This is a genomic window from Luteimonas sp. WGS1318 (assembly GCF_043187535.1).
In the GTDB taxonomy this organism is placed as follows: Bacteria; Pseudomonadota; Gammaproteobacteria; order Xanthomonadales; family Xanthomonadaceae; genus Luteimonas.
Map to the genome: position 1 here is coordinate 1,842,924 of NZ_CP171131.1, position 20,356 is coordinate 1,863,279.

The 20,356-nt window shown below is 63.8% G+C and carries 20 protein-coding genes; 10 read left to right on the forward strand and 10 right to left on the reverse strand.

Features of this window, described 5'->3' with window-relative positions; all coding sequences use genetic code 11:
- Nucleotides 1-133: 133 nt before the first annotated feature.
- The 4 genes from ACF3M1_RS08525 to ACF3M1_RS08540 form a co-directional block, all read right to left on the reverse strand.
- Nucleotides 134-502, reverse strand: coding sequence for a hypothetical protein (locus ACF3M1_RS08525; RefSeq protein WP_394005110.1), 369 nt, complete (start codon nucleotides 500-502; stop codon nucleotides 134-136).
- 37 nt (nucleotides 503-539) lie between these two features.
- On the reverse strand, nucleotides 540-1,181 hold the full coding sequence (locus tag ACF3M1_RS08530; protein WP_394005111.1) for a hypothetical protein: 642 nt from the start codon (nucleotides 1,179-1,181) through the stop codon (nucleotides 540-542).
- Between the two features lie 40 nt (nucleotides 1,182-1,221).
- Nucleotides 1,222-1,701 carry a hypothetical protein gene (locus tag ACF3M1_RS08535; protein ID WP_394005112.1) on the reverse strand — a complete coding sequence of 160 codons (480 nt, stop codon included), beginning with the start codon at nucleotides 1,699-1,701 and terminating at the stop codon, nucleotides 1,222-1,224.
- Nucleotides 1,702-2,009: 308 nt separating this feature from the next.
- Nucleotides 2,010-3,124 (reverse strand): IS3 family transposase gene (locus ACF3M1_RS08540; protein WP_393999965.1). Its coding sequence is split into 2 segments (ribosomal slippage): nucleotides 2,010-2,872 and nucleotides 2,872-3,124, totalling 1,116 coding nucleotides; the frame shifts between segments, so codons are not numbered across the junction.
- Nucleotides 3,125-3,241: 117 nt separating this feature from the next.
- Here ACF3M1_RS08540 and ACF3M1_RS08545 point away from each other — a divergent pair.
- From ACF3M1_RS08545 to ACF3M1_RS08560, 4 genes are read left to right on the forward strand one after another with little or no spacing between them, the layout of a single operon-like run.
- Nucleotides 3,242-3,883 carry a hypothetical protein gene (locus ACF3M1_RS08545; RefSeq protein ID WP_394005113.1) on the forward strand — a complete coding sequence of 214 codons (642 nt, stop codon included), beginning with the start codon at nucleotides 3,242-3,244 and terminating at the stop codon, nucleotides 3,881-3,883.
- Nucleotides 3,880-5,724 carry a hypothetical protein gene (locus ACF3M1_RS08550; RefSeq protein WP_394005114.1) on the forward strand — a complete coding sequence of 615 codons (1,845 nt, stop codon included), beginning with the start codon at nucleotides 3,880-3,882 and terminating at the stop codon, nucleotides 5,722-5,724. The genes ACF3M1_RS08545 and ACF3M1_RS08550 overlap by 4 nt, the downstream gene beginning before the upstream one ends.
- A 54-nt stretch (nucleotides 5,725-5,778) precedes the next feature.
- A complete protein-coding gene (locus tag ACF3M1_RS08555) occupies nucleotides 5,779-6,765 on the forward strand; it encodes a hypothetical protein (protein WP_394005115.1) in 987 nt (328 codons plus the stop codon).
- Nucleotides 6,762-8,282, forward strand: coding sequence for a hypothetical protein (locus ACF3M1_RS08560; RefSeq protein WP_394005116.1), 1,521 nt, complete (start codon nucleotides 6,762-6,764; stop codon nucleotides 8,280-8,282). The genes ACF3M1_RS08555 and ACF3M1_RS08560 overlap by 4 nt, the downstream gene beginning before the upstream one ends.
- A gap of 164 nt (nucleotides 8,283-8,446) precedes the next feature.
- Here the strand turns inward: ACF3M1_RS08560 and ACF3M1_RS08565 are convergent, their stop codons facing one another.
- Nucleotides 8,447-8,908: a hypothetical protein gene (locus tag ACF3M1_RS08565; protein ID WP_394005117.1), complete on the reverse strand. Its 462-nt coding sequence runs from the start codon at nucleotides 8,906-8,908 to the stop codon at nucleotides 8,447-8,449.
- Nucleotides 8,909-9,052: 144 nt separating this feature from the next.
- Between ACF3M1_RS08565 and ACF3M1_RS08570 the strand changes: the two genes are divergently transcribed.
- The gene (locus ACF3M1_RS08570) at nucleotides 9,053-9,418 is read left to right on the forward strand and encodes a hypothetical protein (protein WP_394005118.1); all 366 of its coding nucleotides are present in this window, start codon (nucleotides 9,053-9,055) and stop codon (nucleotides 9,416-9,418) included.
- Between the two features lie 32 nt (nucleotides 9,419-9,450).
- Here the strand turns inward: ACF3M1_RS08570 and ACF3M1_RS08575 are convergent, their stop codons facing one another.
- The 5 genes from ACF3M1_RS08575 to ACF3M1_RS08595 form a co-directional block, all read right to left on the reverse strand.
- A complete protein-coding gene (locus tag ACF3M1_RS08575) occupies nucleotides 9,451-9,858 on the reverse strand; it encodes a hypothetical protein (protein WP_394005119.1) in 408 nt (135 codons plus the stop codon).
- Nucleotides 9,859-9,999: 141 nt separating this feature from the next.
- Nucleotides 10,000-11,301: a replication-associated recombination protein A gene (locus ACF3M1_RS08580; protein ID WP_394005219.1), complete on the reverse strand. Its 1,302-nt coding sequence runs from the start codon at nucleotides 11,299-11,301 to the stop codon at nucleotides 10,000-10,002.
- Nucleotides 11,302-11,773: 472 nt separating this feature from the next.
- The gene (lolA, locus tag ACF3M1_RS08585; RefSeq protein WP_394005120.1) at nucleotides 11,774-12,415 is read right to left on the reverse strand and encodes an outer membrane lipoprotein chaperone LolA; all 642 of its coding nucleotides are present in this window, start codon (nucleotides 12,413-12,415) and stop codon (nucleotides 11,774-11,776) included.
- Nucleotides 12,416-12,551: 136 nt separating this feature from the next.
- A complete protein-coding gene (locus ACF3M1_RS08590) occupies nucleotides 12,552-14,855 on the reverse strand; it encodes a DNA translocase FtsK (protein ID WP_394005220.1) in 2,304 nt (767 codons plus the stop codon).
- A gap of 124 nt (nucleotides 14,856-14,979) precedes the next feature.
- Entirely contained in the window at nucleotides 14,980-16,047 is a 1,068-nt protein-coding gene (locus ACF3M1_RS08595; protein WP_394005121.1) for an alanine dehydrogenase, read from the reverse strand.
- A gap of 153 nt (nucleotides 16,048-16,200) precedes the next feature.
- Here ACF3M1_RS08595 and trxB point away from each other — a divergent pair, with 153 nt between their 5' ends.
- From trxB to infA, 5 genes are all read left to right on the forward strand, one after another.
- Nucleotides 16,201-17,166, forward strand: a complete 966-nt coding sequence (gene trxB / locus ACF3M1_RS08600; protein WP_394005122.1) for a thioredoxin-disulfide reductase — start codon at nucleotides 16,201-16,203, stop codon at nucleotides 17,164-17,166.
- Nucleotides 17,167-17,203: 37 nt separating this feature from the next.
- Nucleotides 17,204-17,974, forward strand: coding sequence for a hypothetical protein (locus ACF3M1_RS08605; protein WP_394005123.1), 771 nt, complete (start codon nucleotides 17,204-17,206; stop codon nucleotides 17,972-17,974).
- A gap of 124 nt (nucleotides 17,975-18,098) precedes the next feature.
- Complete coding sequence (locus ACF3M1_RS08610; protein WP_394005124.1) at nucleotides 18,099-19,226, forward strand: GNAT family N-acetyltransferase; 1,128 nt, start codon at nucleotides 18,099-18,101, stop codon at nucleotides 19,224-19,226.
- Nucleotides 19,223-19,984 (forward strand): leucyl/phenylalanyl-tRNA--protein transferase, encoded by a 762-nt coding sequence (gene aat / locus ACF3M1_RS08615; protein ID WP_394005125.1) that lies wholly within the window; start codon nucleotides 19,223-19,225, stop codon nucleotides 19,982-19,984. The genes ACF3M1_RS08610 and aat overlap by 4 nt, the downstream gene beginning before the upstream one ends.
- 100 nt (nucleotides 19,985-20,084) lie before the next feature.
- Nucleotides 20,085-20,303: a translation initiation factor IF-1 gene (gene infA / locus ACF3M1_RS08620; protein WP_096209290.1), complete on the forward strand. Its 219-nt coding sequence runs from the start codon at nucleotides 20,085-20,087 to the stop codon at nucleotides 20,301-20,303.
- Nucleotides 20,304-20,356 lie beyond the last annotated feature (53 nt).

Consider the following 20,356-nt stretch of genomic DNA (forward strand, 5'->3'; position numbering starts at 1 on the left):
CACCTCCAGTTAGCGCGATGGGACAGTCGCTCCGACTCTACGGGTTCTTAGTCTTCCCAGATGAGACTCGGCCACGCAGTCGAAGACTGAGCGTCGGGTGGAGCCAGCGCTCCTTGGCGCGGCGAGCCGAGCACTAGGGCCGGGCCGACTCTTTCTTCTTCCCAGGATTGCGGGCTTTCGCGGTGGGAGATCGTTGTCGCCACGCTGCCTCCAGCGCAGCTGGCAGATCCTTGAGTTTCGCGAGTTGCTTCTCGAGGGCGTCCGCACGTGCGCGCTGGGCACCCGCTTCCCGACGTGCTTCGACGGCCTCCGCCTTTGCCCGCTCGGCGCTCTGGAACGATGATTTCTCAGCAGATGCGTGTGCACGATTGGTGGCTGCTACCTGGCCCCTCAGTTCTTTGGCCTCCTGGCGAGCGAGATCGACTTCGCGGTGAGCACGATCCTCGATCGCACGAACGTGCTGCGCCAAGCCTTCGCGCTCCGCCCGAGCCTCGTCGGCCATAGCTTGTAAGCGATTTTCTGCTGCTTGGCGGGCGACTTCAGCGTCTGACGCTCTGTCGAGCGCGGCATTCCGTTGACGCTCCTGCTCTTCCCACCGCTCCTGCAACAACGATTGCGGGAAGAGTTGGAATACCTACTGCGACCAGCGCTCCTCCAGCTAGTAAGGCTGACTTCCCCCCTACATACCCACCAACAAATAGACCCAGAAATTTACCAAAGTCCCCGTTTTTCGCAGCATCAACGTATTCGGGGATAGAAAGAATCAGATTTCCTCTCTTAAGCAAGTTAACCACTCGCCCGTCGCCGGTAACGCCACTAAGTCCATACTCTAATCCGCTTGATGATTGGGTAATAAAATAGGCTAGTTTTTCAGCAGACGAGACGCTAGGATCACTCAGGTAATTCGCCTGAACTTGCAAAGAGGATTTCCACAAGTTGACGGCAGCCAGCCACTGGGGATCGCCATTCGCCCCAAGCACATTGGCGAAATACTCGGACATCTCCAAATTCTGATTAACTGCGCTTGACAATGCCTGCGCCAGGATATCTTCATTCATCTCGGACGCGTCAGACAAAGATATCCTGGCGTCTTCGAGTGCACGATAGTAATTACTCATGAATGCAATCGTCATTTCAGTGACCACGGTCGCAACGTGCTCAGCGTTCAGCGCATTACTCATGTTAAAAGTCCCTTTATGATGGCTTTAATTTGTATGCAAGTCATTTCAGCTTTCGAAGCAACAAGCGAACAATCCCAAATCCACTGAGAACACCAACTGCCGCCCCAACCGAAGCCGCAAACAACCTCTCCTCATAAACACCAGGAAACTGGCTATTTATCTTTTCGTAACTAGACATTAAAAACAAAAAGGAAATAAAACAAAATGCCAATATTGATTTATTAGCGGCAACCGCAATCTCCTGCTTTGTTGCACCTGATAGCGCCTTACCAGCAGCAGTGCGCACCCACTCACTGGGTGTCACTGAAAAGCCAAGTATTGCTTTACTATTCAGCGATAGACAGTACACAAGCATAAAAACCAGACTAGATATAACTGAGTATTTCAGATTACCTTCAACATATAAATCAATAATTAATACCTGAGCTACTGCGGCAATGAGAAGAAACAATGCAATTGCAGCCACTGTGCTTAATGAAGTCGCCCCAGCAGATCCTGTTTTTTTCACTTTGCTATACATAGCAAACTCTATTCCCTTGAATTACCCTAGTGAGGACGGCGCATTCATCTGATGCGCGCCAGGTTAATAAAAGCTCACAATTTATATCAAGGGGCATAACGCAAGAAAGTTATGCCTGTAAAGTCACCCAATAGATGCCTTGTTCTTTTCTCGAACTAAGAATGATTCTTCATCATAGATAAACGGCAAGAATGCGAATCGACTGCCACTACTAACTGGCGTAGCTTCGTGCAGCAAGGAACAAGAAAAAACTACTGCGCCGCCCGCAGGCGCCTGATAGAACTGACGTCCAAACGTAAGCTCCCCCGTCAAGCAGACACTTCAAAAGTAGAGCTTTCGGCGTGGTGTCTGCGGTACTCGAGCGGGGTCATTCCGCCGAGCGAGTCGTGGGATCGTTCTTCGTTGTAGTCGATCATCCACCAGTGGGTGGCTTCCCGGACGTCGTCGAGACGGACGAAGAGATTGAGGTCAAGCACTTCCTCGCGGAATGTGCGATTGAAGCGCTCGATGAAGGCATTCTGATTTGGCTTGCCGGGCTGGATGTACTGCAGCGCCACGCCGTTCGCCTTGAGCCAGTTGGTGAACGCATCGCCCAAGAACTCGGGACCGTTGTCCGAGCGCACGACCTGCGGCAAACCATGATCGCGTTTGATCTGCTCGAACACACGGACCAGCCGTTGCGAGTTGATCGACGTGTCCACTTCGATGTGCAGGGCTTCTCGGTTGAAGTCGTCCACGACGTTGAACGTGCGAAACCGTCTGCCGCAGGCGAGCGCGTCGCTCATGAAATCGACAGACCAGACCGTGTCTGGCAGCCTCGGCACATAGAGCGGCACCCGCTCGCGCTTGGGCAGGCGCCGTTTGGCGGCGCGGCGCAGGTTGAGTTTCATGGCCTTGTACACGCGATAGATTCGTTTGGGATTCCAGGCCGGCTGCTGCTTGCGAAGATGGTTGCTGCACTTCCAGAAGCCGCGGCTGGGGTGCGCCTCAACGAAGCGCGCGATTTCAGCGATCAGCTCGGCATCGCGCACCGTCCAATCCAGAGGCGGCGCGTACCACGCCCCTCGCGACAAACCGACGCATGCGCAGGACCGGCGCAGCGGCCGCGCGTGGACCTCGACGAGGAACCGCACGGCCTCGCGCTTGCGCGCCGGCCCTAGAGTTTTTTTGCGATCAGGTCCTTCATCGCTGCGTTGTCGAGCGCCAGCTCGGCATACATCCGTTTGAGCTTGGCGTTCTCGGACTCGAGCTCCTTGACCCGCCGAAGCTCGGAGGCCTCCAGGCCGCCGTACTTGCTCTTCCACTGGTAGTACGTCGCGGTGCTGATGCCGACCTGGCGACAGATGTCTTTGACCGGCACGCCTGCGTCGGCCTGCTTGAGCGTCGCGATGATCTGCGTCTCGGTGAACTTCGATGTGCGCATGGGACCTCCTGGCTGGGAAACGATGCCAGAAAGATCTACTTATGCGGTGTCTGTCAGACGGGGGAGCTTACGGACGCATCACTCTTTGTCCCGAGTGAGCGGCCTTTTGAGCCGCGCATGTACAAGCGTCGCGAGTTCGAAAATCGCGACGTCTACGGCTTCCAGTCGATTAAAGAGGCCCGCGTCGTCGAGGTAGACGGACTCGCCTCAATCGCGGTGGCCCTCGCGCTCGAAACTGATCCGCGCGTGCAGGCCTACACCGAGCGTCCGCGCCTTCTTCAGTCTGGCGACATTCAGATCGAACTCGATTTTTGGGTCCAGCACGCGACAGGCTTTGCTGAGTTCTTGCTAATCGTCGCTGACGGTGATTGCGTAAAAGGGGGGGGCGGAACACTTCGCCCGCGTGAAGCTGAGCGGCTTGATTTCGCTGCTCGCGAGCAAAACGTGCGCCTTCGCTTCGTTACTGAGCAGGACGTGCGCCTGCAGGGCTGCGCGGTCAGCCAGCAAATGCGTCTTCTGGGGTTCGCTCAGCTAGCCCAGAGCTTGGGTAATCGCTTAGCACTGCGAAGTCGAATTCTGGAACATCTGAACAAGGTCGAGCGCTCACGCATCGATCAGCTTGAGAGCGCGCTTTCCCCATTCCACCCGTGCGATGTGCAGGCGGTCACTTGCGAGCTGATTTGCCTGGGACTTGTGGATTTCGATCGCGCCGCGCGTTTGGGGCGCGATACGCTCGTGTCGCGGAGATCGCCGGCATGAGCTACTTCACCGATGAAGATGTCGCACGGCTTCTCGCGCTACCGCGTCCGGATACCATTGCGATGGTCGATCTTGACGAAGATACACGCAAGGCAATCGACAACCGTGTTATAGCCCTCGCCGCCCTGATAGAGGGTGAACCGATTAGTCGTGTTTCCAAGCTCTACGGGCTGCATCGAAAGACCTGCAAACGCATGCTTGCGCTCGTCAATGATCCGGCATCTAACGGTGGCGTTCACGGGTTCGCAGTTTGTATACCGCGGTTGCGCCTTGTTGATCCAGAGCCGGTCAAGAAGAGCACTCCTTTACTCAAGCGTCCGCATGCTATGACGCGCCTGGTGAACTCGCTTCCCGAGCTCAAGGCTTCGCTCGTGAAGTTCAAAGGCCCCCTCCCCTCCCGCCGCCAGACGAGTCCCGCGTTCAATCGTCTTTGCGAGGAGATGAAGCGGATTCTGAGCCGTGCCGGCATCGGTGAAGACGACTATCCGCTCAACACTCGTGACGGAGGTCGTCGCGCCTTGGCCACCTTCATCGAGCGCCTGCGCTTCCGTGCTGCTGAGCTTCAGATGATGTTTGTGGTCGGTCCGACACTATCGAAGTGGACCGAGCTCTCCACGCTTGAGCCGTTCGATGAGTCTCAAGTCGACGGTCACTACATCGATCTCAAAGAGCAGTGGTGCGCGGTCCCTCTCTCGGACGGCACACATCGTTTGACGCGAGTGTCCGGACTGATGCTCTTGGCCGAGCTCGACGTTGCCTCGCGGGCCTGTATGGGCTGGACGGTGATCGTTGACGAGGCCTATTCGCAGTTCGACTTCTTGCGAACCCTGAAACGAGCTCTGATGCCATGGTGCCCCAGAGATCTGACGGGGCGTCAGATGCAGTACTTGCCCAATGCGTGGATGCCTAGCGCGATCGACGGCCCTCCCCCTCGCGGCCTCCGCATCTCGGTAGACAACTACAGCAGTCATCTGGCCAAGCACGCCAAGCAGGCGCTTGCACAGGTCCGCTTGGGGGTCTACCGCTTCGGCCACGCAGGGATCCCCGAGACCCGGCCGCACATCGAGGCGTTCTTCAAGTCAATCGAGGTACAGGTCCTTCGGTACTTGGCTGGCGGCTTTGAGCCGGAGACCAAACTACGCGAGGAGCAGCGAGTTTCCGCGCAGAACAGCAAAGCACACCCGATCTTCCTTCATCTCATGGAAGACATGCTGGACATCGTTTTTTCGACCTACAACGTCACCGCCCATGATGGTCTTCAGGGGCGCAGCCCGCGTGAGGTGATCGAAGCGTACCTTTCCAACGGCGGCATGCCACTCCGTTCGAGCCGGACGACAGAGGACGTTCGGGACCTCGGCCGTTTCAGTGTCCGCGTGACGATCCGCGGAGGGAAAGGAGAACTGCCCCACGTCACCTTTGGCTACGGAACCTACCGCAGCGAGAAGCTCAGCACGCGCCCAGATCTGGTCGGCAAAACGTTCAACGGCTACATCGCCGAGGACGCGCGCTTCCTTCATTTGCTCGACGCGAATGGTCAGCCTTATCTGGAGCTCAAGACGTTGCCGCCATATGCGCTCACTCCGCATTCTCTCGACGAGCGGCGGCGAGCACATCGATGGCGCAAGAGCCGCGGGCAGCGTTGGAACGGCATCGCGGACCTGATCGACGCGTTTCATGCCGAGGTGCGCGATGCCGCCCGGCACTTGCGCTGGGCGGCTGACGACGTTGCCTCAGGGCGCATCCCAAAGATAAAGGCCCCTGAACCTGCGCGCAGCGGCGCGGCCCGCACGCTTGAGGGCTTCGCCCCGCGTGGCGGTGTCGTCTCGTTGCGCCGCCGCTGATCAGTCACGTCCCTGTCTCGAGTGCGGTTATTCATAAGCACGGAGTCCTTCCTAATGCCTTCTGACCTTCATCCGCTTGTTCGCTACAAACGGCCCCTGATTTTCACCCGTCCCGCCGAGCGGCTCGCCGGTGCCACCCGCGCAAGTATCGAGATGGGTTGCGACGCCCTATGGATCGAGGGCCACGGCCGGGTGGGCAAGACCTTTGGTGCGCGCCAGCTCGTGCAGACCGATAGCTGGCGACCGTTTTCGATGTACATGGCGGAGTTCACGTATAGCAAGCCGCAGAAGTCCACCGAGGGCTACTTCATGACTTCCCTTCTCACGCAGATGGGGCAGTCCGTCGCCGCGAGCGCGAGCAGCAATATGCTGCTCGCGCGCGTGGTGCATACGCTCAACGAGCAGCGCGTAAAGCGCGGTGCAGAGATGATTGGTTTGGTCTTCAACGAAGCCAACCGCTTTACCTCGGAGGAGTACGAGCACGCGATGTCGATTGGCAACGAGTTCGAAAAGACCACGCGCGTGTTCTACCTCTTCATCAACCAGAGCGATGCCGGACGGCTCGGCCGCGGCGACACCGACGCTCGACCGCCTCGCCACATCTTTGGCCGTTACTTCATCAACTCGCACCATTACACGGGACTGATGTGGGATGTCCCGCCGGCTGATCGTCCGCACCAGACGATGTCGGACGTGGCCTTGGCGTTCTTGGAGTATGACAAGGAGCTTATCTGGCCGGAGGGTTCTGGCGTCACGTTCACTCAGCACTGCGCGCCCAAGGCTTGGGCCAATGGATGGCGGCTGGGGAACCAGATCGACATGATCCGCAAGGTCATGAACGACGTACGCTCTGAAGCGGGGCTGCCACCCGCCACGAGCTGGCCGATGCTGACCTTCGAGAGGTTCGTCTACATGGTCCTGGTGCGTATCGCGATGGAGGACTTGAGTTTCCTCGAGCTCTCCGAAGGGCAAGTGCGTGAAGTGTTGTTCCGGGTCGCGTACCTGCAGATTGAGCCGGGCTACGAGGGGGCCGTGGCATGAGCATTGCGATTCCCGGCCCTTATATCGAGCTCCGCGGCACCCGCCCGCGAGGCGAACTCTCGCCCTGCGCCGAGGTGCTGACCTCTCCATTCGCCGGAAACGACCAGTCCGATATCCCGGCTGCCTCAGGATTCGGCACGCTCGCGAAGATCGTCCGCCTCAACCACATGGCACCGAAAGAGTTGCCCAGCCTGCTGGGTATCCGTGTCCGCAGGGCCGACGATTTATCGGCCGTTATGACTTTCTCTGAGGCTCGCCAGATTGCCGTTGCCCGGTCGCTCCGGCTGCCGGCCGTGCCCGTCGAGTGGAACTTGTCGACTTGGTTTCCCTTCAAGGCACCTTCCTCACTGCTGGCGACCGGCTGGACCTTCCGTTATTGCCCTGAATGCTTGCCGCGGGGGTATCACACCCTTTTGCATCAGATGCCCTGGGTACACCGCTGTGCTTGGCATGATGTCGCCTTAAGGGACGACTGCGACCACTGCGGGCTGCCAGTCGCGGTAAAGGCGGACTGGGTTGCCGGCGCGAACTTGGAATGCACATGCGGCCAGAGCCCGCTGGATACGGACCTGATCTTGCGTGCTACCACGCCTGAGGGCGCCAAGTGTTTCACCGACAACTATTTGCGGTGGGCTGCCGAAGAACGCTCACGCTCCATGTTAGTAATCCCGGACCTCGCGGGAAATCCAAGGCCTGCACTGGCGGCACTGGTCGAACTGCCCGCCGGTTGGCGCAGGCGCTTTCGCGCGATCACCGACTCGCGCATCGATGCCTCTCTTGGACCGCCGCCACCTTTTTCGTTGATGCATGTCCGGACCCTGATGAGTTCCAAGCGTGCCCCATTGCCCGATCGCAATGGTTTGCTTGAACTTGAACAGGTTCGGCGCGATCGGCCGGGATTTCTGACCACACCCAAAAGACTCGCACCTATGATGTCAGCCGTCGCAGCTAATCTCGCGCTGCGCCTACCAGCGCAGTCACTGACCGATCGGGAGATGAGCCTATTTCTGAACGGTATCGGTTTAGAGGCACCGAAATCCTTCGCTCCGGCGCGTCGCCGGTTCTCCGGTGAGGTGTCGATGTTGCCGCCGAGCTTTATAGGCGGCCGACAGTTCCTCAACCTGCTTTGCGTTCATCCTTGCTCCTACCGCTTAGTGGCAGGACTGGTGGACGCGGCACTTGAGGGACGAAACCTCTTCGACTTCCATGCTCAAGCTAGCCCTCAGGAGTTCGACCTGCTCATGCGCAGCTGCGGGCAGGTTTTGGCCAGGGGCTATGCTGAGGGTCTCCGCTCAACACTCGCGGATCACGTGCCTGAGATCTATATCCAGCCTCGTTTGAGCCCACGCTTGCGACAACCCTGGGCCTTGTTGCGCAAGGAGAGCGGCCACCTGTCCAGCGTCCGCATAGCTTGGATTCCTCTGACATACGCCAGTCGGGGGGAAGCAGCGGGGCTAGAAGCGGCGAATCAGGCGAACCAGCGTCGGCACCGCCCTGTGAGACGCAGGCGGAAATAAGCCCCCTCTAGACTGCAGCACCTGGATCGGTGCGCATCCGACTGTGGCTTGTGGGGAGGCGTGTACCCACGAGAGTGCGTAGTCGGCAAAAGTGTACACGCGACAGTGCGGTGAGCAGCGCAGAAAGAAGTGCGCATTGGCAATCCGTCGGCTAGAAAAATCAATCAGTTGCTCGGTGCACTTGAGAGTGCGCTACCCAAACCGCCCGGGCCGCGCGCATGATTGCAGTGCGTCGACCGCAATGCCGCGTCGCTGGTCAATGATTCGATGGTGCGTTGACGACGATGCCTGGTCGCGGCCTGGGCGATCCCGCAGAGACTATCGGACTTCGCGCGGCCATCAGTCTCCTGCGGTTGGCCATAGGCCGGTGCGAGCCCGCGCGTCGAACCGCTGGCGCTCGGAACGAAATTCCGTATCGCGCGGCCATCGATCTCGATATGTGCAGTCCCGTCGTAGACCCGGTCGATACGATCACGCGGGCTGCATCGCTCGGACTGGTACGTCACCGCGCCTTTCCAGTCGATGCACCGGTAGACATGCTGGGCGAATCCCGGACCGGTGACGCCAAGCGCACCCAGGGCCGCGCCGATGCGGATCCAGCGACTGGCATTCCTGATTCCCTTCATCGCGCGCTCCCGACGTATCGATGCCGCTACGGATGCAACCCGCGTGCCGCGCTGACCGCATGCCCTCGGGTTGGCCCCAGCTGGCCAGCAACGGGACGGAGCCGCTAGCGTGTCGGCCATTCCGGCAGTTCTGGAGAGCCCGTGATGGCAACCCGTCTGCGTGCCGCGCAGTCTCCAATCGAGGTGACCGACCGGGGCCTATCGCCCACGGCCTGGCGACGCTTTGCGCTGGTGGCGCTGGGTCTTCTGGTGCTCTCGAACCTCGCCTGGTGGTCTACCACGAGGCCGGGCGCCGCAGCGCATGCCGCCCATCCCTCCGACGCCGCGGCGCTTCGCGCACCGGAACGGGTGATCTACGAATACGGCCCGACGCCTGTGGCCGTCGAGTCGCCGAAGCCGGTCGACCGCACGCCGACGCCGTTGCGATCCGGCGAACGCTGCGCCGGGGGCCAGATCATCCGGCGTCTCCCCAATGGTTGGGAAGGCCTGGGTCGCCCCTGCACGCCCTGACATCGACCGGTTCGAGATTGCGCGGTGCGGCGTCATCGAACGTTCCGATGGTTGCAGGCGGCCGAGACGCGATCGTTGAGCCGGCGCAGATCCTCGTAACCGCGTTTCATGCCTAGGCGTGCCAGCGTCGCCTCGCGGTTCGCGCGCGCGGCGACGCACCGCGCATGCGGATCGGCGGATCTGGCGGTCGTCGCTCCACGCGATGCACTCCGACGAAGTGTGTCGGAGGCGGTGGCACGCCGCGGAGCCGGCTGGGCCGCGGGACGGGCGTCGCGCGTCTCCCCTACTCCATCGTGCGACGACGGCGCGATCTCCCAGCGCCGGAGCGTGGCGCCGTCTGCGCACGGCATCGACTGGTACAGATGCCCGCCCTGCCCGTCATTGCATTTGTGGACGGCCTGCTGCGCCGCGCAGGCGAGCCACGGCGCCAGCAGCAACACGCTCGCGATGCGTCGACGCATGACCGCTCCCTGGTCGGATCCCGGTCTGCAGTCTGACGCCGGCCGCGTCCGGCGCCATCGACCAGCGGGCCGTGTACGGCATCGGAGTTACGCGCGTCCGTTTGTCGGACGACGCCCGGGTCAGTCGGCGTCGGTACCGCGCGCGAGCGCATCGGCCCGCGCGGCACGGATCTGATCGAGCTTGTCCTTGAGCTTGAGCTCCAGCCCGCGCGGTACGGGCTGGTAATAGATGCGCTCCCCCATCGCATCGGGAAACCCGCTCTGGCCGAGCGCGATGCCGCCTTCGGCATCGTGGTCGTACTGGTAGCCGCTGCCGTAGCCGAGGTCTTTCATCAGCTTGGTCGGTGCATTGCGGATGTGCAGCGGCACGTCCTGCGTGCCGTATTCGCGCACGTCGCGCTTGGCCTGGTTGAAGGCCATGTAGCCGGCGTTGGATTTGGCGGTGCTGGCGAGGTAGATCACCAGCTGGGCCAGCGCGAGGTCGCCTTCGGGGCTGCCGAGCCGATCGAAGGTGTCCCAGGCGTCGATCGCCATCTGCAGCGCACGCGGGTCCGCCAGACCGATGTCTTCGACCGCCATGCGCGTCATGCGTCGCGCCAGATAGCCCGGGTCGCAGCCCCCGTCGAGCATTCGCGCCAGCCAGTACAGCGCGGCATCGGGATTGGAACTGCGCACGCATTTGTGCAGCGCGGAGATCTGGTCGTAGAACTGCTCGCCGCCCTTGTCGAAGCGGCGCGTGCGATCTGCCAGCACCTGTTCGATCGTGGCGGCGGTGACCTCGCCGCCCTCGCCCGCCAGTTCGGCGGCGATCTCGAGCAGCGTCAGTGCGCGGCGCACGTCACCGTCGGCGGCGACCGCGATCAGGCGCAGCAGATCGTCGTCAATCCGCAAGCCGCGGCCACCGAGACCACGCTCGGCATCGCCCAACGCACGGTGCAGCGATTCGAGGATGTCGTCCGGCGATACCGACTCCATCACGTGCACACGGCAGCGCGAGAGCAACGCGGAGTTGAGTTCGAACGACGGGTTCTCGGTGGTCGCGCCGACGAAGACGATCGTGCCGCGTTCGATATGCGGCAGGAACGCGTCCTGCTGCGTCTTGTTGAAGCGGTGCACCTCGTCGACGAACAGCACCGTGCGGCGCCCGCCATCGAAGCGGTGCGCGGCTTCGGCCAGCACCTGGCGCACGTCAGGCAAGCCCGAGAGCACCGCCGAGATCGCCTTGAATTCCGCATCCGCGTAATGCGCCAGCAACAGCGCCAGCGTGGTCTTGCCGCATCCCGGCGGCCCCCACAGCACCATCGAATGGATCTTGCCGGCCTCGACCGCCGTGCGCAGCGCCGTGCCTTCGGTCAGCAGACGACGTTGCCCGACCATTTCATCGAGCGTCGCCGGGCGCATGCGCTCGGCCAGCGGACGCATGGCGCTGCGGTCGACCTGCAGCAGGTCGCCGCCATCGGCGCGGGATGGGCGGGAACGGGGCACGCGATTGACCTTGAACCTGGAGCTGCAGCGGACTGCCGGGATGACGATATTGCGGCACACGGACGTGATCGCAACCGCAAGACGCCGACGGGCATGGCGCGCGGGAAGTCTTCTGTGGCTCGACATCTCCGCGGCGCACAGGGCACTCCGGGTTCGTATGGACGACGCACCCTGTCTGTCCGTGCCGGCGGGCACCCTGCCCTCGCCATGCAGATCGGCAGCCGGACGATGCCTCCTTCGATTCCCGGTGCGCGCGGCTGGTGATCACGCCGATCCGATCCGTCTGCGCACCCCGTTGCGACCCGTTCCCGAGCGCGCGCAGCAACGCCTGATCCCAAACAGGCGAACGGCCGCCAAAGGCGGCCGCTCGATGCGAGGTACGCGCATCCGCGCGAAGAGCGCGAAGGACTTACTCCTCGCCCACCACATCCACGCCCGCCGGCGGCGTGTAGCGGAACGTGTCGCGCGCGAACGTCGGATTGCGCTTCCAGCCGCTGAACCCGATGGTCGTGCGCTGGCCCAGGGTGTCGTGGATCTCCATGCGCGACGGCGTGCCGTCGCTGCCGAAACCGAGCCGTGCGCGCTCGAACGCGGCATTGTCGCTGCGCTTGGGACGCAGCTCGAGCCAACTCAGGCCGCCGGAGGTGCCAGCCTCGGTCACGTTGAAATCGCGATCGAGCCTGCCCGGGTCGATCAGCGCAGCCAGCGGGCTGTCCTGTTCCTGGCTGCCCTGAGAACGGCGTGTGACCTGCTGCAGGTCCGGGTCGTAGACCCACACCGTACGTCCGTCGGCGACGATCAGCTGCGGATACGGCTTCACGTACTCCCAGCGGAACAGACGCGGCGTCGACAGCGCCAGCATGCCGCTCGAGCTTTCCCTGACCCGACCGTTGCCGTCGGCAACCTGCTGGGTGAACTGGGCTTCGAGGCCCTTGAGCCCACGCGTGAACTGCTCGAGTTGCGGGCGCGCGTCGGCAGCCTGGGCGAGCCCAGCCACCATGAGCACGGCAGCGGCCGCAAACCAGCGGGAACCACGGATTATCGAGCGCATGCGAGAGAACCTCTGGGTTCGGTGTGACGTTGAAGCGGAGTGTGCGAATTTCCAGCTGAATGCGGCGATGACGGCGCAGATGAAGGCCGCCGACGTGCATCGGCGATTCATGCGCGTTCGCGTCGCGGTCTGTCGATCAGCGCGGCGGAGGCGGCGGCGCGAGCACGCTGCGGTCGCCATTGTGCTCGGGCGGCGTCACCACGCCGGCCGCTTCCATCGCCTCGACCAGACGCGCGGCGCGGTTGTAGCCGATCTTCAGCCGACGCTGCACACCGGAGATCGATGCACGGCGGGTTTCGGTGACGATCTTGACCGCTTCGTCGTACAGCGGGTCGCTCTCGTCGCCGCCGCCACTGTTGCTCGATTCCGGCAGACCGGTCGCCCCGACCACGGTGCCGTCGCCCATCGTCTGCACTTCGTCGAGCACGCCGGTGATGTAGTCGGCCCGGCCGCTCTGCTTGAGGTGTTCGACGACGCGGTGCACTTCATCGTCGGACACGAACGCACCATGCACGCGCTCGGGCATCGCGGTGCCCGGCGGCAGATACAGCATGTCGCCATTGCCCAGCAGCGTCTCCGCGCCGGACTGGTCGAGGATGGTGCGCGAGTCGATCTTGGAGCTGACCTGGAACGCGATGCGGGTCGGGATGTTGGCCTTGATCAGACCGGTGATCACGTCGACCGACGGGCGCTGCGTGGCGAGGATCAGGTGGATGCCGGCCGCACGCGCCTTCTGCGCCAGACGCGCGATGAGCTCTTCGACCTTCTTGCCGACGATCATCATCATGTCGGCGAATTCGTCGATGAAGATGACGATGTAGGGCAGCGGCTCGAGCAGTTCGGCGACGTCGCTCGATTCGGGATTCGGCCGGAACAGCGGGTCCGACATCGGTTGCCCGGCGTCCTCCGCATCCTTGACCTTCTTGTTGAAGCCGGCGAGGTTGCGCACGCCGACCGCGCTCATCAGCTTGTAGCGGCGTTCCATCTCCGCCACGCACCAGCGCAGGCCGTTCGCGGCCTCCTTCATGTCGGTGACCACCGGCGCCAGCAGATGCGGGATGCCCTCGTAGACGCTGAGCTCCAGCATCTTCGGGTCGATCATCAGCATGCGCAGGTCTTTCGGGGACGCCTTGAACAGCAGGCTCAACACCATCGAGTTGACCGCGACCGACTTGCCCGAGCCGGTGGTGCCGGCGACCAGCAGATGCGGCATGCGCGCGAGATCCGCGACCACGGACTGTCCACTGATGCCCTTGCCCAGCGCCAGCGTGAGCGGGCTCGCCGACTTGTCGTATTCCTTGGAGCGCAGCAGCTCGGAGAGATAGATCATCTCCCGGCGCACGTTGGGGATTTCCAGGCCGATCACCGACTTACCCGGGATGACATCGACCACGCGCACCGCCTTGACCGACAGGCCGCGGGCGATGTCCTTGTCCAGCGAGCTGATCTGGCTGACCTTGACGCCCGGCGCGGGCTCCATCTCGAAGCGCGTGATCACCGGACCCGGCTGCGCTTCTTTCACTTCCACATCGATGCGGAAGTCCTTGAGCTTGAACTCGATCTGCCGCGACAGGGTTTCGAGCGTGTCCTCGTCGTAGCCCTGCGGCTGCGGCTTGGGATCGTCGAGCAGCGACAGCGGCGGCAAATCGGAGCCATTGGCGTTGACGCCATGGAACATCGGGATCTGCTGTTCGCGCTTGGCGCGCTCGCTTTTCTCGACGACCGGCGGCGTCGGTGGCACCTCGATCTTCACCGGGGCGCGCTTGGCCCGCAGTTCGGTATCCACTTTCCGCGCTTCGGTGCGCTCCTCCCGGTGTTCGCGGGCTTCCTTCCAGTCGGTGGCCTGCTTGCTGCTCCGGCGCAGCAGCACCGGCAGCGTCATCACCCAGCCGCCGATCCGGTCCATCAGCGCGAACCAGGACAGGCCCGTAGCCAGTGTCACCGAGACCAGGAACAGCGCCAGCAGGAACAGATTGCCGCCCACCGGACCGATGCCGCCGTAGAGCGAATTGCCGATCAGACGTCCTAGGATGCCGCCGCCGCCCGCGGACAGGTTCTCCACTGCCGGCAGACGCAGGTACAGCAGGCCGGTCGCCGACACCAGAAACCCGACGATGCCGACCAGGCGCAGCGCCGGGCCGAAATCCGCCTGGCGTTCGGGATCACGTTCGATGCCGAACAGGGCGATCCACGCGATCGCGCCGAGGATCAACGGCAGCAGATAGGCCACGTAGCCGCACAGATGCAGCAGCACGTCGGCGATCCACGCACCCACCGGGCCGCCGACGTTGTTCAACGGCGTGGTCACACTGCCGGCGTTGGTCCAGCCGGGATCGGTATGCGAGTAGGTGAACAGGCAGGCCAGCAGATACAGCAGGAACGGCGCGATGGCGATCAGCGCGATGTCCCGCACCAGCCGCTGGCGGCGCGGATTCGGCACCGCCGTGGACGCCGGCGTGCCGGCGTCCTTGGGTGTGCTGCGCGTGCGCTTCGCGCGGTCTGCGAGGGGGCGTGCCACCGTGCGTCTTTACCTGAAGAAAGGGGCCCAGGTGTTTGATCTTACGTCAAAGTTTCATGCCCTGCAGCGCAGGATGCACGAGCTTGCCGCCTTCGACATTGATGCCCCGCACCAGGGCCGCATTGTCGCGCCACTGGCCCGAGGCCAACTTGTTCACCCACGGCAGGATCGCCGCGCAAATCGCCTGCGACGAGGTCTGCGGCACGGCGCCCGGCATGTTGGTCACGCAGAAGTGGGTGACGCCCTCTTCGACGTAGACCGGCTCTTTCCAGGTCGTGCCGCGCGAGGTCTCGAAGCAGCCGCCCTGGTCGATCGAGATGTCGACGAGCACGCTGCCGTCTTCCATCGACTTGATCATCTCGCGGGTGACGACGTGCGGCGCGACCGCTCCGGTCACCAGCACCGCACCGATCACTAGATCCGCCGAGGCGACCTCACGCGCGACGACATCGTCGTAGGGATACAGCGCGGTGACGTTGTTGCCCAGGCGCATCATCTGTTCCATGCGGTCCTGGCGCTTTTCGAACACCACGACGTTGGCACCGCCGGCCGCGGCCAGCGCCGCCGACGCGCCGCCGGCCACGCCGGCACCGAACACCACGACCTTGCCGCGCTCGGTCGACGGCAGGCCGCCGAGCAGCTTGCCCTTGCCGCCGAGCGGCTGGTGCAGGTAATGCGTGCCGATCTGCACGGCGATCTTGCCGGCGATCACCGACATCGGCGCCAGCAGCGGCAGCTCGCCGTTGTCGAGCTCGACGGTCTCGAACGCGACGCCGGTCAGGCCGATGTCGAGCAGGCGCTTCGTAAGTTCGGGCAGCGGTGCCAGGTGCAGATAGCAGAACAGCAGGTGGTCCTTGCGCAGCAGCGCCAGGTCGCCTTCGATCGGCTCCTTGACCTTGACGATCAGTTCGCCCTTCTCGTACAGCGCGGCCGCGTCCGGCGCGATCTTCACGCCCAGGCGGGTGTAGGCCTCGTCGCTGAAGCCCGACTTCAGGCCAGCGCCCTGCTGCACCCACACCTCGTGGCCACGGTTGACCAGATCGCCCGCCGCTTCCGGCACCAGGGCCACGCGGCCTTCGAGGGTCTTGGTCTCACTCGGAATACCGATACGCATAACGCCGACTCCTGCACAAAAAAACGCCGCTTTGGGCGGCGTGTCGCGATGGATTGTTGCGGTCGGCTGACGTGGCCGAACCTTGTTTTGCGGGGGGCGCACCGCCAAGCTATGGATCACGTCAGGCCGCAGTGCCTTAGCCCGCGAGTATACATGAGCGCCTCTTCTGCCAGCCCCCGTCACATCCGTCTCCTGATCCTCGGTTCCGGCCCTGCCGGCTGGACCGCGGCCGTCTACGCCGCCCGCGCCAACCTCAAGCCGGTGGTCATCACCGGCATGCAGATGGGCGGCCAGCTGATGACCACCACCGAGGTCGACAACTGGCCGGGCGACGCCCATGGCCTGATGGGGCCGGACCTGATGGCGCGCATGCAGGCGCATGCCGAACGGTTCGATACCGAGACCATCTTCGATCACATCCACACCGCGGATCTGTCGCAGCGCCCGTTTCGCCTCAAGGGCGACAGCGGCGAGTACACCGCCGACGCGATCATCATCGCCACCGGCGCGACCGCGAAGTACCTCGGCCTGCCGTCGGAAGAGGCGTTCAAGGGCCGCGGCGTGTCGGCCTGCGCCACCTGCGACGGCTTCTTCTACAAGGACCAGGACGTGGCCGTGGTCGGCGGCGGCAATACCGCGGTCGAGGAAGCGCTGTACCTGTCGAACATCGCCAAGACCGTTTATCTGGTGCATCGCCGCGACACGCTGCGCGCCGAGAAGATCATGCAGGACAAGCTCAACGCGAAGATCCAGGCCGGCAAGATCGTGCCGATGTGGCACCACACCGTCGACGAGGTGCTCGGCAACGAGGCCGGCGTGACCGGCCTGCGCCTGAAGTCGGTGCAGGACGACAGCACCCGCGAGATCGCCGTGCACGGCTTCTTCGTCGCGATCGGCCATACGCCCAACACCACATTGTTCGAAGGCCAGCTGGCGATGAACAACGGCTACCTCGAGATCCGCTCGGGCATCGACGGCAATGCGACCTCGACCAACGTAGCCGGCGTGTTCGCCGCTGGCGACGTGACCGACCAGCACTACCGCCAGGCGATCACCTCGGCCGGCTTCGGCTGCATGGCCGCGCTCGACGCCGAACGCTTTCTCGACCAGCAGGGCTGACGGCGTGCGGGCTCGGCACTCGTTTCCGGCGGCGTTGGTGGTCGCTGTTCTCGCTCTGGTCGGTGCGCCGTCGGCTGCGGCGAATCCCCCAAACCCGCTTTGCCTGGACGAAGGCGAACTCGGGGGTGCGGTGCGCGCACAGAGCGATGCAACGTATCGGCTCGCCTACGATCCGGCGCGGAAAGGGACGCTCGGCGCCCTGTTCGCTCCTCAACAGCGCATGCTGCGGGAGATGGAGGAAAAGGCGCGTGCCGGTGACGTGGCGTCAGCATCGCGCCTGGGCACACTCTGGAGCGAGTGCATGCTCAGCGGGATCGAGTACGCGCAGGACAAACGCGAGCAAGCTGTCGGGTTCCTCGAGTTTGCACATGCCGCAGGGAACCGGGATGCGGCTTACCACCTGGGTATGCTGACGGCGGTCGGCTTGCGTGACGGCATGCCGTCGCTGTTGAGAGCCGCGCCGCTGTTGATCGAGAGTGGTCGACAGCGCGCCGTGAGCAACGAGGTGCTGGCTGCAGCTGACACTTACGCTGCGGTTCTGGTGTCCCGGTTAAGCCACCTGACGGCAGAAGCATTCCAGGCCGCGTGGGGCGCAACGCCGAAGAGGCGGCGTACCGATGTGTTGGTGCACTACGATTTCTGCGCCGCGCAGGCATCCGTTGAAGTGCCGCCCGAAGGCATGGACCAGGCCATGCTGGAGCAGGTGTTGACCGGTCCGATGGCCGGGTTGCCCACCGACGGGCTGGCGTGCGACGCGCGGGACACGCCCATCGGCCTCCGGGTACCGCTGGAGATCCCGGCGGCCTAGACGAGCACTACGGCATAACGTCAGCGCCCGGGCGAGCGGGGGCTGACGGGGGCGCAAGTCGCGCTGTCATCAGGCGGCGACCGACAAGCGCGCTCCATTCAAAGCGATCGACTACGCTCACGCCATGCCGCACATCCGCTGTATCGATACCCTGTTCGACATTCCCGCGGCCCAGTGGGACGCGCTGCACGACGGCAACCCCTTCATCAGCCATGCCTTCCTGGCCGGCCTGGAGCGGCACGGCTGCCTGCGCGCCGACTGGGGCTGGACGCCGCACCACCTCACGCTGTGGGACGACGACACGCTGGTCGCCGCGGCGCCGGCCTACCGCAAGACCAATTCGCATGGCGAGTTCGTGTTCGACCACGCCTGGGCCCACGCCTACGCCCGCTATGGACACGACTACTTTCCGAAGCTGCTGGTCGCCGCGCCCTACTCGCCGGTCACCGGTCCCCGACTGCTGGCGCGGGACACGGCCTCGCGCAGTGCATTGCGCGTCGCCATCGAACGCGCGACCGTGGATGCGGGCTGGTCGTCGGCCCACGTCAATTTCCACACCGAAGCCGAGGCGGACGCATTCGATGCCGACTGGCTGCCGCGCATCGACGTGCAGTACCACTGGCGCAATCCCGGCGACTGGTCGACGTTCGACGACTACCTCGGCGCCATGGACCACAAGCACCGCAAGAACATCCGCCAGGAGCGCGCCAAGGTCGCGCGCGCCGGGGTGACATTCCGCGTGCTGCACGGTGACGAGGCCAGCGACGACGACCTCGCGACGATGTACCGCTTCTACCTGCAGACCTTCGCCGAATACGGCAACTCGCCCGCGCTGACGCTGGAGTTCCTGCGCCATCTCGCCGCGACGATGCCGCGCCAGCTGGTGCTGGTGCTGGCCGATCTCGGCGACGTACCGGTCGCCGGCGCCCTGTGCCTGCGCGGCGGGGACACGCTCTACGGCCGCTACTGGGGGGCGATCGCCACCCTGCCCGGCCTGCATTTCGAGACCTGCTACTACCAGGGCATCGACTATTGCCTGCGCGAGGGCCTGCGCCACTTCGAACCCGGCGCGCAGGGCGAACACAAGCTCGCGCGCGGCTTCCTGCCGACGCTCGTGCACAGCCGCCACTGGATCGCCGATCCCGAGTTCCGGCGTGCATTGCGCGACTGGTGCACGCAGGAGGCGCGCTCGATCCGCGGCTACGCCGCGACGCTGGCGGCGAGCAGCCCGTTCCGGCAATCCACGCCGTGAGCCTGCATCTGCCGCGACTCGATGCGGCGCCGGATGCGCCGTTTCCACCGGTCGAGCAGGCACTGCGCCGTCCCGACGGGCTGCTCGCCTTCGGCGGCGATCTCTCGCTGCCACGCCTGCGCAACGCCTACCGCTGCGGCATCTTTCCCTGGTTTTCGGATGGGCAGCCGATCCTGTGGTGGTCGCCCGATCCTCGCCTGGTCTTCGAGACGGCGACCTTCGCCCTGCCTCGCCGTTTCCGGCGCAGCCTGCGCCGCAGTGAATGGCTGGTACGCGCGGATACCGCGTTCGACGACGTGGTATCCGCCTGTGCCTCGGCGCCGCGCGCGGGTCAGGACGGCACCTGGATTACGCCGGCGATGCAGGCGGCCTATGCGGCGCTCCACGTGGCCGGCGACGCGCACAGCGTCGAGGTCTTCGATGGTGAGCGGATGGTCGGCGGCATCTACGGCGTGGCGATCGGGAGGATGTTCTTCGGCGAGAGCATGTTCAGTGACGAACCCGGCGGGTCGAAGATCGCCCTCGCGGCATTGATCCGGCAGCTCCGCCAGTGGGATATGCCGCTGCTCGATGCGCAGGTGGGCAACCCGCACCTGATCGGGCTCGGCGGTGTCGCATGGCCACGGCCGCAATTCGTCGAGACCGTGTCGGTGCTGGCAGGCGCGCCGTCGCCGGTGACCGGACCCTGGACGACCGCCTTCGGCACGCACGCCGCTGCCAGGTTGGCCGACGACGCGGCGCCTACGGTCCACACTTGACCGCAGACCGCACTTTTGCATCGGCGGCCTGCGCGTGCGAGAATGCTCCGCTTTGCTGGCGCGCACCGCGCCGCTCCCACGACACGGATATTCCAGACGAATGGCGAAAGACGACGTCATCGAGTTCGAAGGCACGGTTTCCGAGACGCTTCCGAACACCATGTTCCGGGTGAAGCTCGAGAACGGCCACGAAATCATTGCGCACATCTCCGGACGGATGCGCAAGAACTACATCCGCATCCTGACCGGCGACCGGGTCAAGGTCGAGATGACGCCCTATGACCTGAGCAAGGGTCGGATCACCTACCGCATGAAGTGATCGCCGCGCCCATCGCGGTGACAGCGAACGGAAGGCAGCCTCTTGGCTGCCTT